Annotated in this window: 10 protein-coding genes and 4 pseudogenes; 6 read left to right on the forward strand and 8 right to left on the reverse strand. The window is 68.8% G+C overall.

Annotated elements, in window-relative coordinates; genetic code table 11:
• Positions 1 to 33 precede the first annotated feature (33 nt).
• From AC5677_RS39215 to AC5677_RS39225, 3 genes and pseudogenes are all read right to left on the reverse strand, one after another.
• A complete protein-coding gene (locus tag AC5677_RS39215) occupies positions 34 to 492 on the reverse strand; it encodes a hypothetical protein (protein WP_497192627.1) in 459 nt (152 codons plus the stop codon).
• 136 nt (positions 493 to 628) lie between these two features.
• Positions 629 to 787: pseudogene (locus tag AC5677_RS39220) on the reverse strand (hypothetical protein); the annotation flags it as partial.
• A gap of 267 nt (positions 788 to 1054) precedes the next feature.
• A complete protein-coding gene (locus AC5677_RS39225) occupies positions 1055 to 1297 on the reverse strand; it encodes a recombinase family protein (RefSeq protein WP_497192628.1) in 243 nt (80 codons plus the stop codon).
• Between the two features lie 201 nt (positions 1298 to 1498).
• Between AC5677_RS39225 and AC5677_RS39230 the strand changes: the two genes are divergently transcribed.
• On the forward strand, positions 1499 to 1918 hold the full coding sequence (locus AC5677_RS39230) for a cold shock domain-containing protein (protein WP_497192629.1): 420 nt from the start codon (positions 1499 to 1501) through the stop codon (positions 1916 to 1918).
• An 82-nt stretch (positions 1919 to 2000) separates the two neighbouring features.
• On the opposite strand, the pseudogene AC5677_RS39235 reads toward AC5677_RS39230, so the two are convergent.
• Together AC5677_RS39235 and AC5677_RS39240 are read right to left on the reverse strand one after the other, a co-directional pair.
• A pseudogene (locus tag AC5677_RS39235) lies at positions 2001 to 2884 on the reverse strand (IS5 family transposase).
• A 131-nt stretch (positions 2885 to 3015) separates the two neighbouring features.
• Positions 3016 to 3285, reverse strand: a pseudogene (locus AC5677_RS39240) (Vgb family protein); the annotation flags it as partial.
• Between the two features lie 1819 nt (positions 3286 to 5104).
• On the opposite strand from AC5677_RS39240, the gene AC5677_RS39245 reads away from it, so the two are divergent.
• From AC5677_RS39245 to vph, 4 genes are all read left to right on the forward strand, one after another.
• Positions 5105 to 5497 (forward strand): Het-E N-terminal domain-containing protein, encoded by a 393-nt coding sequence (locus AC5677_RS39245; protein WP_497192630.1) that lies wholly within the window; start codon positions 5105 to 5107, stop codon positions 5495 to 5497.
• A gap of 14 nt (positions 5498 to 5511) precedes the next feature.
• The gene (locus tag AC5677_RS39250) at positions 5512 to 8862 is read left to right on the forward strand and encodes a P-loop domain-containing protein (protein WP_497192631.1); all 3351 of its coding nucleotides are present in this window, start codon (positions 5512 to 5514) and stop codon (positions 8860 to 8862) included.
• Positions 8863 to 9077: 215 nt separating this feature from the next.
• Entirely contained in the window at positions 9078 to 10199 is a 1122-nt protein-coding gene (locus AC5677_RS39255; RefSeq protein WP_497192632.1) for an IS630 family transposase, read from the forward strand.
• Between the two features lie 52 nt (positions 10200 to 10251).
• The gene (vph, locus tag AC5677_RS39260; protein ID WP_497192633.1) at positions 10252 to 11115 is read left to right on the forward strand and encodes a viomycin phosphotransferase; all 864 of its coding nucleotides are present in this window, start codon (positions 10252 to 10254) and stop codon (positions 11113 to 11115) included.
• A gap of 129 nt (positions 11116 to 11244) precedes the next feature.
• Here the strand turns inward: vph and AC5677_RS39265 are convergent, their stop codons facing one another.
• A complete protein-coding gene (locus AC5677_RS39265; protein WP_497192634.1) occupies positions 11245 to 11391 on the reverse strand; it encodes a DUF6207 family protein in 147 nt (48 codons plus the stop codon).
• A gap of 41 nt (positions 11392 to 11432) precedes the next feature.
• A pseudogene (locus AC5677_RS39270) lies at positions 11433 to 11537 on the reverse strand (hypothetical protein); the annotation flags it as partial.
• On the opposite strand from AC5677_RS39270, the gene AC5677_RS39275 reads away from it, so the two are divergent.
• The gene (locus tag AC5677_RS39275) at positions 11525 to 12217 is read left to right on the forward strand and encodes a DUF6461 domain-containing protein (RefSeq protein WP_497196920.1); all 693 of its coding nucleotides are present in this window, start codon (positions 11525 to 11527) and stop codon (positions 12215 to 12217) included. The pseudogene AC5677_RS39270 and the gene AC5677_RS39275 sit on opposite strands and share 13 nt — an antisense overlap.
• Positions 12218 to 12514: 297 nt before the next feature.
• Here the strand turns inward: AC5677_RS39275 and AC5677_RS39280 are convergent, their stop codons facing one another.
• Positions 12515 to 13039, reverse strand: a complete 525-nt coding sequence (locus tag AC5677_RS39280; RefSeq protein WP_497192635.1) for a DUF1877 domain-containing protein — start codon at positions 13037 to 13039, stop codon at positions 12515 to 12517.

Here is a 13039-nt window from a genome sequence, read left to right on the forward strand (position 1 = left end):
CGACGCGTCATCGGCGTGCCGCAAACATGGCGGTCAGGTCTGGCACTGGGAGGTCGCGGCGCCGGTCCAGTTGCTCCAGGCGCCTCCTGCGGGTTTGGCGTGGACGCGGATCTCGACCTTGGCGTTGACGACGAAGCAGACGCGGGTGGTGCTGCCGATTTCGGTGGGGCCGGTGGTGGTGCGGCGGGGGACGAGGGTGCGTCCGTTGCCGATTTTGACCCAGTGGCCGCCGGAGACGACGCGGAAGAAGGCTTCGTAGTCGACGTAGGTGGCGTGGGGGCGGGTGTTGGTCAGGACGACGTGGGCTTTGATCTCGCGGGTGTAGATGCGTCCTTCCTTGCCCTTTTCGGCGCTGATGCAGCCGTTGGCGGCGATGCCCTGGGTGGAGACGGAGCCGCCGCAGGCGATGGCGGCGGCGTGGGCGTTGGTGGCGGGAAGCAGCAGGGCGAGCGCGGTGGCGGTGGTCAGGGCTGCGGTGCGCGTCAGGCGCATGGGGGAGGTCCTTCCGGTGGAGGGAGGTCCTACCTTTCCGCGAAATTTCATCCTGGGAAAGGGGGTCTTCGAATGGGAAGGCGTCCACGACCACGGTGGCATGCGGCAGCGCGGTGCGTACGGCGGAGCGGAACGTGGCACACAGGTCGATGGCGACGTAGCGGATCGAAGTGGTCCACCAGGTCGGCTGGGCTGTCAGCCAGGCGGCAAAGGCGGCGGCGTTGCGTCCCTCGACCTGCCCGAACAGGCCCTGTCCGTCCACCGCGTCGACCTCGGTTTGGCGGTGCAATACCACAACGATCTGTCGGATCTGTGGCCGGCGGAGCCGCTGAACCGGATCCGCTACGGGGACGTCCGCCGCCGCAAGATCACGCCCACGGTCGTGGCGTGCCTGGAATCAGGGCACCGCGACAGTGCGCGCCTGGCCGAGTTCTACCGCGGGGACGGCGAGCCCGCCGAGGAGCAGCTGGCCGCTGTCGCGGTCCTGATCGACCGGTGCGGCGGCCGTGCCTGGACCCGTGAACAGAACCAATCGGACAGGCTCTAGGCGGTTTCGTTTGGATCACCGGGCGGACCAGAGAAAGACGGTGTTCTCCGGTCGGGTGAGCAGGTCCCGGGTGTGCCGTACCTGTTCGGCGGTCATGGCGGGCGGTCGGCCGAGGTGGGCGTCGCAGGCGCGGGTGGCGTCGAGGCATTCGTTGGTGCCCTGGACGATGAGTTCGCGGATGAACTCGGCCAGGGCGGCGAAGGCGTGGAAGACGAGCCGGCCGTCGGGGGTGGTCGTGTCGAGGGTCTCGTGGGGCAAATCCCGCCCTGGGATGATCTTGGAGTCTGGGCGGCTCCCGACAGCGCGTCGCCTGCGAGGGTGTTGACGCGGTTCGCGTACTCGCGACGTGACGCTTGACTGTGCCCCTACGGCACGGTGTCTGCTGAGACCCGAGGAGAGCGATGGGGCTGGACGCTCCCGTTACGGATCATCCGATCCGGCACAAAGGAGCGCACCGCTATGGAAGCCGGCCCGGGCCGCACCCTGCCGCCCCTCTCCGTCACACGAGTGGAGGAACCAGTAGTGATCCGAATGCGCAAGAGCATCGTCGCCGCGGTCATGACCCTGGCGATCGCCGGTGGTGGCGCCGTGACCGTCGTCGCCACGCCAGCAACAGCACAGGCAGCCTCCGCGAGCAGCGAGATCGCCAAGGACAAGCAAAGGCGTTTGGGGCAGGTCAAATGGTTCAATGCGGCCAAGGGGTTCGGCTTCATCACCTACCAGGCGGCAGGTGGGGCTTCTAGGGAACTCTTCACGCACTTCCAATGGGTCGAAAAGCCTCTCGCTCTGGAGCAGGGCGACATCGTCTCGTTCATCGTTGCGAAGGGGCCCAAACGTTTTGACGTTGCCAAGGACGTAAAGGAGATCGCCGACGCGTGATCTTGTAGGTGAGCAGGCCGTGGGCGGCGGGGCGAGGCCGCCCCTTAGCACTGCGAAGGCCACGTGAGGTAGGCAACGCACATCAGCGTCGTCCAGGCGGTTTTGTTTGGATCACCGGGCGGACCGGAGAAAGATGCCTGCGATGTGGAGTCCCGGCCAGGTAGATGGTCGCGGTCTTCTCGTAGCGGGTGGCGATCCCTCGCCACTGCTTCAGGCGGTTGATGCACCTCTCGACGGTATTGCGCTGCGTGTAGATCTCGCGGTCGAAGGTGGGTGGCCTGCCGCCGCCGCTGCCCCGGCGCAAACGGTGTCCCTGCTGATCGGCTGGGACCGGAACGACTGCTCGGATTCCGCGTTTGCGCAGGTGCTCGCGGATGGCGCGTGAGGAGTACGCCTTGTCGGCCAGGACGATGTTGGGCCTGGTGCGAGGATGCCCTCAGCGGCGGGGAACGCGCACGCGGGCGGCCATCACGTCCGCGAAGGCTGGTGCGTCGCCGGCCTGTCCGGCAGTCAGATGGAAAGCCAGGGGCCGGCATTTGCCGTCGGCTGCGAGGTGGATCTTCGTGGTCAACCCGCCGCGGGACCGTCCGATGGCGTGATCGTCTGGCTCGTTGGCCGGGGCCCCTTTTTGCGGGCCCCGGCCGCGTGCCGGTGAGCGCGCACGATCGTGGAGTCGACCGCGACAGCCCAGTTCAGGTCCTCGTCGGCGTCGACCTGGGCCACCAGCGCGGTGAACACCCGCTCCCAGGTCCCGTCGACGGCCCACGTCCTCAGCCGGCTGTAGACGCCCCGCCAGTTGCCGTACTTCTCCGGAAGGTGGACCCACTGCGATCCGGTCTGGAACTTGCAGGCGATCGCATCGATCACCTCGCGGTGGTCCCGCCACCGGCCGCCCCGTTTCGGTGTCCGGTCCGGCAGTAACGGCTCGATCCGCGCCCACTGCGCGTCAGTCAACGGCACGCCCAGACCAACGACCGGCTGATCCAAACGAAAATGCCTAGTCCGTCGCAAAGATCACGAGTGCGTATTTCATGAGACTTCCTCTCCGGCCGCCGTACGGGCGACCACTCCTGACGGTGTGGGAGGGGGCGGTTTGTTCAGGCGGTGCTGTCCGGCGGGGCGATGCGGGCGAGTGAGCCGATCTCCAGCGCGGTCCACAGGGCGCCGTCGGGGCCGACGGTGATGCCGTGCGGTTCGGAGCGGGGTGTGGGCAGGTCGTGGACCGTGACCGAGCCGTCGGGGGTGATCCTGCCGACGCGGTTGCCGCCCCATTCGGTGAACCACGCGGTGCCCTGTCCGTCGACGGTGACGGCGTGCGGTCGGGCGGCGCGGTCGGGCAACGGGAACTCGGTGATCCGCCCGTCGGGGTCGGCCTTGGAGCGGTTGGTCTTCGCGGTGACGGCGACGAGGCTGCGTTCGGCGTCGAGGTCGTTGGCGTAGGCCGGGCGGCGGGCGGCGGTCCACTGGGAGGCGCCGGAGTCCCAGGCTTCGGCGAGCTGCTCCAAGGAAGCCTCGCCCCGCTGACGAACCCCCTGTGCGCGGTTGATCAGCGTGTTGATGTCCCGCGCCGGCCGCTTCGCACGGTGGCCCGCTTCGCCGGCCTTGTCGTTGAGCCGTTGCCGGGCGAGGCTGTAAGTGAGCAGATTCACCGGCTCGCATACCCAGCATGCCGCTCCGGCCGCCGAGGCCGGCCGCTCGCCGCAGACCACGCACACAAACCCCGGGCACCCTCCACACAGCACATCCGCATCCTCAGTCACCTCGGCATACGCCCCGGCGGGCAGATCCGCGCGCAACTGCTCCCCGACCGACCCGCACTCCCACACGCAGAGCTCCTGAGCACGGGCCGCGCCGGGCTGGCGCACCACAGCTCGGCGGGCGATCGGAAAGGCCCGAGGTGTGCACGGCACCGCATCGTCCTCACCGAAGGAGAGGAGGTGCTCCGTGGCTGCAGCTCTGTAGGCCGCCAGAAGACGCTTGTCCGCACTGTTGTCGATCTTGCGGCGCTCGTGGTCATCGATGCACCGGCAGGGCAGCCGCTCCGCATAACCGAAGTACTGAGCACCGAACAAACCACATTCAGGACAGAGGGTCCACCGATACGCCGCGTCCCAGTCGGTGTACATGCCGTAGGCCTCGTGATGGTCCCACGGGCCGTTGAAGGCATCGCAGTTGTATCCGCTCGGCACGGGCCCCAGGCACAGCAGTGCCTCCCCCTGCCACTCCTCCCCGACCTCGATCAGCGGCCCGTCCGGGACGCTCTCCTCGTCCTCTTCCTCGGGCTCCTCCCACAGGCCCCCGTGGTACTCGCGATTACTGGCAGTTGCTGCAAAGCGCCCCCACCATGACGGGGCACGGTCTTGTTCGGCAGCGAACCAGATGCGCTCGCGCGGCAGCCAGAACGCCGGGGTGCACGATGTGCCGTCAGAGGCGTGGAAGGTCACCGGCTCATACGTCCACGGCACCTCGAGAACATCGAAGAACACCGACCAGCGGGCATGCAGCTCGCTGCGAAACCGCACAGTCACTACCTCGTACGCCATCAACGCTCCCTCGGCACTTCGGCTGGCCGATCCACCATGGAGCCCCGCTTGGATACCGGCAGTTCACCGGAATCCGTTCAGACCAGCTGATTCGATCTGTCGAAGGAGTGCCTGAGCTGCGCGTGGACGCTGACGATTGACGCCCATGGACGAGCGGCCCGTCGCCAGCGGGGCCGCGCCTTCTACCACCATCTCGGCTCCACCTCCGCTGAGCCCGCCACCCCGGCCCCGAAGGCGGCCACTTCGAGATCAGTGACCGGATCGCCCAGTCCCCTCTCACCAATCGCTAGTGCTGTGACTGCAGGGGCTCACCAGTTCGGGCGGTGTTTCCCTTGCGCCGAGCGGGCGCTCAGAGGGGTGGGGTCGGGCGGGCGGGGCCTGGCACATCGCGAGCCTGAGGTGTCCTGCTCCAGGCTTCCTAGGTAGCGGGACGGCTCCTGCGTGCGCGAACGGCGTTGGCGGCGAAGCCCCTTTTCTCCGCCGTGCTCATCCATGATGGACATTCTCCCGAGGCTGGCCCTCTGACCCCGAATGTTCGTCAAAGCGGATCAAGCCCAGAATCGCGTGATCCGCTTGCCTGGGCAGCAGCGGTGGGGAATCGTTGCCGACATCATCTAGGCAATGGGGGCAGATTGTGACTGGGGTGGATCTGATCGTTGCCGCGCTGGCAGCCGGCACTTCGGCTGGGCTCACGGATGCGGCGAGCGGTGCGGTGGGGGATGCGTACCGCAGTCTGCGTACTGCGGTACGGCGGCGACTCAGAAGCGGGGCGCATGGGGAGAACGAGGACCTGGACGTCCTTGAGGCGGGTGAGGTCGAGCCGGGGATCTGGGAACCACGGCTGCACAGGGCGCTGACGCAGGCCGACGCGGAGAGCGATGACGCACTCGTCTCCGCCGCCCGGACGTTGCTTGAAGAGCTCCAAGCGACTGCTCAGCTCAAGGGAACGTACGTCGTCAACGTAAGCCACGCGCAAGGCACACAGGTGGGTGACCACAACTCCCAGACCAACACCTTCCACAACACGTCCGACTGACGAAGGCCCACCCGGTGGACGAAGGTAACGCGATCCGCTCAGTGAACGCCGCCGGCTCCCAGGGACTGCAGATCGGGTCGGGGAACGTCCAGTACAACGTGTACGCGTCCGGCCCCGCCGCCGCCCGGTCCGCGTACTGCCACCAGGTGCGGTGGATCGCGCCCGAGGTGCTGCTGGCGAGGGATGAGGAGCTGGCCGTCCTCAGGGATTTCTGCACCCAGGACGCTGGTGCCAGCTACCTCTGGCTGCGTGGTCAGGCATGGGCGGGGAAGACCGCCCTCATGTCCTGGCTGGTCCTGAACCCGCCGCCCGGGACACGTATCGTCTCGTTCTTCATCACCGCCCGTCTCGCGGCCCAGAACGACCGTGAGGCGTTCCTGGACGTGGTCATCGAGCAGTTGGCGGCCCTGCTGGGCGAACCCTTACCGCAGAACCTGACCCCCGTCACCCGCCCCTCGCACCTGTGGGCCTTGCTCGACGCCGCGGCGGTGTCCTGCGAGAGGCAAGGGCACCGGCTCGTGCTCGTCGTCGACGGACTGGACGAGGACATCGGGGCCGTGGCGCCCGGCGGGGCGGCCGGGGATGTCGTACACAGCATCGCCGCCCTGTTGCCCGCCCGGCCCTCGGCGGGCATGCGCGTCGTGGTGGCGGGGCGCAGCGAGCACTTGCTTCCCTCCGACGTGCCGCCCGGTCATCCGCTGTGGGACACCGCGATCCAGTACGTGCTCAAGGCGTCTGCGCACGCCCGCGCCCTCCAGGCCGACGCCGGACAGGAACTGGAGTGGCTGCTGCAGGGCGGCGCGGCGGACCGGGACCTGCTAGGTCTCGTTGCCGCGGCCGGCGGTGGTCTGAGCAGCCGGGACCTGGCAGAACTGACCGGGCGGGCGGCGACGGAGATCGAGGAGTCCTTGCGTGCCGGCGCCGGGCACAGCATCACCCGCCGGCTCGCCCACGGCGGCTCCGACACGGCGACGGCCTACGAGATCTACGTGCTCGGCCACGAGGAGATCCAACAAGAGACCCTGCGCCGGCTCGGCGCCGAACGGCTGCGGGAATACCGGCAGCGGCTGCGCGACTGGGCGGACGGCTACCGGCGGCAGAAGTGGCCCGTCGGCACGCCCGGATACCTGCTGCGGGGCTGGTTCCAGCTGCTGAGCGGCGAGAGGGACGTGGCCGGGATGGTTGACCTGGCCCTGGACAAGGCGCGGCACGACCGCCTGCTGGAGGTGAGCGGCGCTGACGATGTCGCGCTGACCGAGATCTTGGCTGCGCAGGACGTGATCCTCGGCCACGAGCAACCGGATCTGCGCGCCATGACCCTGCTCGCGTTGCGCCGTGACCACCTCGCGCAGCGCAACCGCGACATCCCGACCGACTTGCCCGCTGTCTGGGCTCTTCTCGGGTGTCCGCTGCGTGCTGAAGCGCTGGCGCGGTCCATCCCGCTTGCTCCGGATCGAGCCCGGGCGCTGGCCTTACTCAGCGAGGCCATGCGGGAGCGCGGCACTGTCGCGGCGGTACTCGGCCACGGTGAGGGGGGCGCCCGGCTGGACTCCGAAGGGTTCCTGAACGCGGGCGAGATGGCAGAGGAGGCCGAGGCCGTGGCACGGTCTCTGACCGACCCGAGCTGGCGGTCGCGGGCGCTGGCGGACATAGCGGCGGCGTACGCACGGGCGGGGGAAACTGACCGGGCGGATGCTCTGGCCAATGAGGCGGTGACCTCTGCCAGGGCCGAGAGTGACCCCTTTACGCAGGCGAGCTCGTTGAGGCAGGTGGCCGAGATCATGACCGGCGCCGGTCGTACGGATCACGCCGAGGACATCATCCGCGAGGCCATGGCCGTCGCTGGGAACGAGACAGACGACGAACTGAGAGAACTGGCGCTCACCGAGGCGGCTGTAGTGCGGGCTCTGGCCCGGGGGGAGAACACGTACGACGTAGAGGTGCGCGCCGCCGGCCTCGGGGCCGAGGTTGAGATGCTCAACGAGACCGAACGGCGGGAGAGCGAAGCGTCGGGGATCGCGAAGGCGGCTGCGCGGGCGGGGGACATCGCACGCGCTTTCAGCGTGGCACAGGGCATCACCGGGTCGTGGGAACGGTCCGAAGCGCTGGCTGCCGCAGTGGGTGCGGCGGTGCGGGCCGGGGAGTTCGAGCGCCCCCTGCGAGCGGCGCAGGCCATCCCCATCACGTCGTACCGAGCGAGGGCTGTGGCGGAGGTGGCGGCCGCGTTGACCCGTGCGGGGCAGACGGACCGTGCCCGGGCTCTCGCCCACGAGTGCGAAGTTCTCGCGCGCCAGGCCACCCATCCCTCCCCGCAGAAGTTCGTGCTGGCGAAAGCATTGGCCGGCTGCGGCGAAGCGCACCGAGCCGTGGTCGTGGCCGAGAGCATCGCACAGGAGGCCCACAGGTCCCACGTATTGGCGGAGGTGGCGAAGGCGGCTGCCCGGTCGGGCGACACAGCCTGCGCCGCGGCGGTGGCACGGACTATCACGCATGTCCGGGACCGGGACCAAGCCGAGGTTCTGGTGGCCCTCGTGGGCGCGCTGACCAGAGCGGGCGAGACCGACCGTGCCGAGGGCATGGCCCGGACTATCGAGCACGGAGATACGACGCGCCGGGTAACTGCTCTATCCACTGTGGCCGGGGAACGGGCGCGGCAAGGAGAGACGGAGCGCGCGGCGGGCATCGTCCGGGAAGCCGTCGCCCTGGCCCGGACCATTAAGTACGCGGGGCTGCGGGTTGAGGCACTGGCGGAGGCGGCGGAGGCGGCGGCCGCGGCCGGAGACGCCCGCCTCGCGGACGAACTCGTTGAGGAGGCCGAAGACGCGGCGTGGAGAGGCAACGACGACTATTCACGATCGCTGGACCTGTCAAGGCTGTCCGAGGCCGTCGTTCCGTCAGGCCGCACGGAATACTGCAGACAGCTGGCCCAAGATGCCGTGGACTTGGCGCGGTCGCTCGTTGACCAGGGCAAGCGGGGGCGGGCCCTGGCTGACGCGGCAAAAGCCCTGGCCGAAGCCGGCGACACCAGCCTCGCGAGGGACATAGCCCGCGAGGCCACGGCCGTGACCCGGACTGTGGCGGAGCACAGAGACCGCGCCGCCTCCCTTGCCGAGCGGGTGGAGGTCCTGGCTCGCGTGGGCGAGGCGGAGCACGCCCTGAGCACAGCCCGCACCCTCACCGCCCCCGGGCTGCAGGCGCAGGCACTGGCCGCCGTGGCTCTGCACGTCGAGCACGCCCGCGCCCAGCGGCTGATTGCTCAAGCCCTGCGCCTTGACGACTGGCAGACGTCCGCCGAGGCTCTCGCGACCGTGCAGCCCAGCGTACTTCTGGCGGTCGCGGAGGAACTGCTTGCAATGGAGACATAGCCGCTCCGCAGGTGAATCAGGGAGTCGGCGCCCCGCCCTGCCCCACGAGGGGAACGAGGCGCGGCGGGGCCGTACACGACATCTAACCGCCCGTCACCGGGTGGTGTGCATGACGAAGTCTGCAGTGACTAGTGCAACGACCGAATAGGTTCGCCGGATTGGTAGTTGGAGCGGTTGGATGGGCGGTGACGTCCGTTCCGATCGCTGGAGGTGTGGTGGCCGAGCCTGTGCGGGTGCACAGACACACCGACCAGGAAGGGCAGAAACTGCAGCGGATCGTGCGCCGCGGCAGCACCAGCTCGGTGCGCTATCGCCGGGCGATGATGCTGCTGGCGTCCGCCGGCGGGAACCGGGTCCCGGTGATCGCCCAGCTGGTCCAGGCCGACGAGGACACGGTGCGGGAGGTGATCCATCGGTTCAACGAGATCGGCCTGGCCTGCCTGGACCCTCAGTGGGCGGGAGGTCGTCCCCGCCTGCTCACCCCTGACGACGAGGACTTCGTCGTCCAGACGGCCACCACCCGCCCCACCAAACTCGGCCAGCCCTTCACCCGCTGGTCGATCCGCAAACTCGCCGCCTACCTGCGCCGCGTCCACGGACGCGTCATCCGCATCGGCCGCGAAGCCTTACGGCGCCTGCTCCTGCGCCGCGGCATCACCTTCCAGCGCACCAAGACCTGGAAGGAGTCCCCTGACCCCGAACGCGACGCCAAGCTCGACCGGATCGAGGACGTCCTGGGGCACTTCCCGGACCGGGCCTTCGCTTTCGACGAGTTCGGGCCGCTGGGGATCCGGCCCACCGCGGGCTCCTGCTGGGCGAAGCAGGGCGAGCCCGACCGCCTGCCGGCGACCTACCGCCGCCCCCACGGCGTCACCTACTTCCACGGCTGCTACTCCGTGGGCGACGACCGGCTGTGGGGCGTCAACCGGCGCCGCAAGGGCACCGCCAACACCCTGGCCGCTCTGAAGTCGATCCGCGCAGCCCGACCCGACGGCGCCCCGATCTACATCATCCTGGACAACCTCTCCGCCCACACCGGCGCGCACATCCGCCGCTGGGCGAAGAACAACAAGGTCGAGCTGTGCTTCACCCCGACCTACGCATCCTGGGCCAACCCGATCGAGGCCCACTTCGGCCCGCTGCGGCAGTTCACCCTGGCCAACTCCCACCACCGCAGCCGCCCCGCGCAGACCCAGGCCCTGCACGCCTATCTGCGCTGGCGCAACGCCAACGCCCGCCATCCCGACGTCCTGGCCGCTCAACGCCGAGAACGGGCCGGCATCCGCAGCGAGAAGGGCATTCGCTGGGGCGGACGCCCGCTCGCCGGCGCGGCCTGACAGCACTTCGTCCACATCGCCTCCGACCCATCGAAGGATCCAGAGGACACTCGTGAGCATCCGTACGACGCATCGCGCTCTGCTGAGCCGTCTGCTGCCCGACGACAAACCGGACGACCTGGCCGTACGTCAGGGGCAATTCCACATCGTGGTCATTGGCTCAGACCGCGTCGTGTGCCTGCCTCGCACCCGGGCAGCGGCCGCCCGGTTGCCCCAGCGTGCGGCCGCACTACACGCACTCGCCGGCGTCGACCTCGGCTTCCGCACACCTGAGCCGCTGCTCCAGGGCGGCGCCCACGGCACCGACGAGGTGCCGTTCCTGGTACTGAGCCGTATTCCCGGGGAACCGCTGGAGACCGATGCACTCAACAATGCCCAAGTGGTCGACACCGTGGCAGCGCAGTACGCCACGCTGCTGTCCGGTCTGGCCCGTGCCGGCACCGAAGAGACGGTACGAGCAGTTCTACCTCAGGCCCCAGAAGGCCAGTGGCGACGGTTCGCGGAGAACGTGCGCGCAGAGCTGTTCCGGCTCATGTCCGACAGCGGACGCCTACGCGCCGAGCGGGAACTCACAGCACTCGACAGCCTTCCCCACCTCACCCGAGCAGTGGTGCATGGCGACCTCGGTGCCGAAAACGTCCTATGGGAGTGGACGCACGGCCTGCCACACCTCTCCGGAGTACTCGACTGGGACGACGTCACACTCAGCGACCCGGCCGAGGACCTCGCAGCCATCGGAGCCAGCCACGGCCCTGAGCTCCTGGAGCGAGTGCTCGCCCTGGGCAGCTGGTCAAACCACGGACTCCTCACCCGCATCGCCACGATCCGCGGCACATTCGCACTGCAACAAGCCCTCTACGCAATCCGAGACGGCGACGAAGACGAACTGGCAGACGGCCTGGCCGACTACCGCTGAGGCACACCGGCACATCCGCTGCATCGAGCACTTCACAGCAACAGCAACCCGGCGAACCTATGCGGTCATAGCGCTAGTCGTACCAATATCGCCAAACCTGCGACATGCAGGGGGACGGCTCGCGGGTGGCTACGGGGCACCGGGGTCGAAGCTGCCGCCGGTCAGCGGGGCGCGGCGCAGGTCGGCGTAGGCGCGGACGGTGACGCCGGGCTGGCCGGGGGTGCGCCAGGGGGTGGAGGGTCCGCTGGAAAGCCACAGTCCGCCCAGAGCGGCCACGGCCTGGTGGCGGTTTCCTCGTCGGCGGCGGTGATGTCGACCACGAGCAGGCCCGGTTCGCTGACATGTCCTTCGGAGATCTTCATGGAGTGGCAGACGCCGCGCGGGCCTGGAGGAGTGCAGCCAAGCATGCATCTGGTGGACATGGGCTACGGATCCGCGCAGCGCGATGTGGTGCGTAACCTTCACGCGCGGCATCACCCCCGACGACGTACTCGCCCGCTACGGAGCCGACCCCCGCAACGCCCGGATCCTCACCAGACAGCAAGCCGACCATATTGGCGGGGGCGACGGCCCGGAGGGGTCGCTGCTGCGCGCCGGCGCCTTGGGCGACTGGTCGTTCTGCTTCGAGGACAGCGGAGTCATGGGCATCATGCCCGGCCCCTTGTCCGCCCTGTCACACGGCAGCGAGGCCTTCGCCATCCGCCGGAGCGCGGACGGTATGAGCGGCTTCGCGCACTGGCGCGACGGACGCTGCACCGAACGCTTCGAACCGGACGTTTCCTACACCAAGCCAGAGCCCCCGCACCCCTGGTGGGACACGGTGCAGGAACACCTCGGTACAGCAAACGCACAGCGCTGGACAATGGTGCCCGTTGTGGAAGCTGTAGCCCGCCACACCGGTGCGGTTTTTCTCGCTGCAGACACCCTGGAGGGCCCGCTGCTGACCCTCTTCCTCGAAGACGGCAGCCGAACCTCTGACCCACCCGTCAGCGCACCCCCCACAGTCTCCCGGCCGCTGGGGCGTGCGCTAGGCCCTGTCGTGGCCGGCCCGCCCGCGGTGCCGACCTCGAGGCGCGCCCCGGCGGGCGACGGAGAGCTGTAGGCGCTGGCCGTCACTGGCCTGTGACTGATGAGCGGTGGCACGTCACGGATTGACGGCTCGGCAGTGTGCTTCAGCACGCCGCTCCTGGGAGGGACCGTGCCAGCCTCTCGGCCCGCCGGCCGCGTAAGGACCCCAAGGTGTGCCGAAGCCTCGGCCGCGAAGACGCCGCAGAGCGGCCGTGGCCTTGACCACCTGCTGGCAGCGACTGACCGCCTGTGGACGATCGCGAAATTCCCCAGGCAGAAGTTCACGTAATTCCCCAGCCACTGACGTGAGCCGACGGTGAGGTGGCCTGTGTCAGTCCCACCAGAGCACGACGAGAAGCTGCCGTTGAGATGCACCACGGTAGAACTCGCGCATGGCGTTGAAGTGCTCCTGCAGGTACTTCTTGGGGCCGCCGACGATCTTGTCTGCACCGTCGCCGATCAAGGAGCTGGCTTCTGCTTCGTCTGTCGGCAGCGCGGCCAGGAGGGCCGGAAAGTCGATCTGCCCAAGCAGTTCCGCAACGCGAGCCACTTGAGCCGCGGAGAGGGCCGTGTGGTCTGACCCGAAGGGGCCGATGGCATGCGGATGCGTGTTGAGGAAGGCAAGGTCGATGGCAGTGTCGCCGTCGAGAGCCTGCCGGAGAGCATTCCGATGGACGTCACCGAGACCTCCCAGCTCGCAGACCTGTTCGAGCAGGAACGGTGCCCAGTCCAGGTCGAGGACGTCAGCCGATGGTGGATCCCAGAGGTGATCTCCATCCGGCGATGCGCCGGCTGACTGGCGGCAGGAGGCGAGATACTCCGCCGGGATGCGAGCAAGCTGCTGAGTGACGGCCAT

The organism is Streptomyces sp. JLSY215 (genome assembly GCF_059682825.1).

Bases quoted from the DNA above. Each gene is read 5' to 3' on its own strand.
- AC5677_RS39230 (WP_497192629.1), top strand. From the start codon at position 1,499: ATGGAAGCCGGCCCGGGCCGCACCCTGCCGCCCCTCTCCGTCACACGA.
- AC5677_RS39215 (WP_497192627.1), bottom strand. From the start codon at position 492: ATGCGCCTGACGCGCACCGCAGCCCTGACCACCGCCACCGCGCTCGCC.
- AC5677_RS39280 (WP_497192635.1), bottom strand. From the start codon at position 13,039: ATGGCCGTCACTCAGCAGCTTGCTCGCATCCCGGCGGAGTATCTCGCC.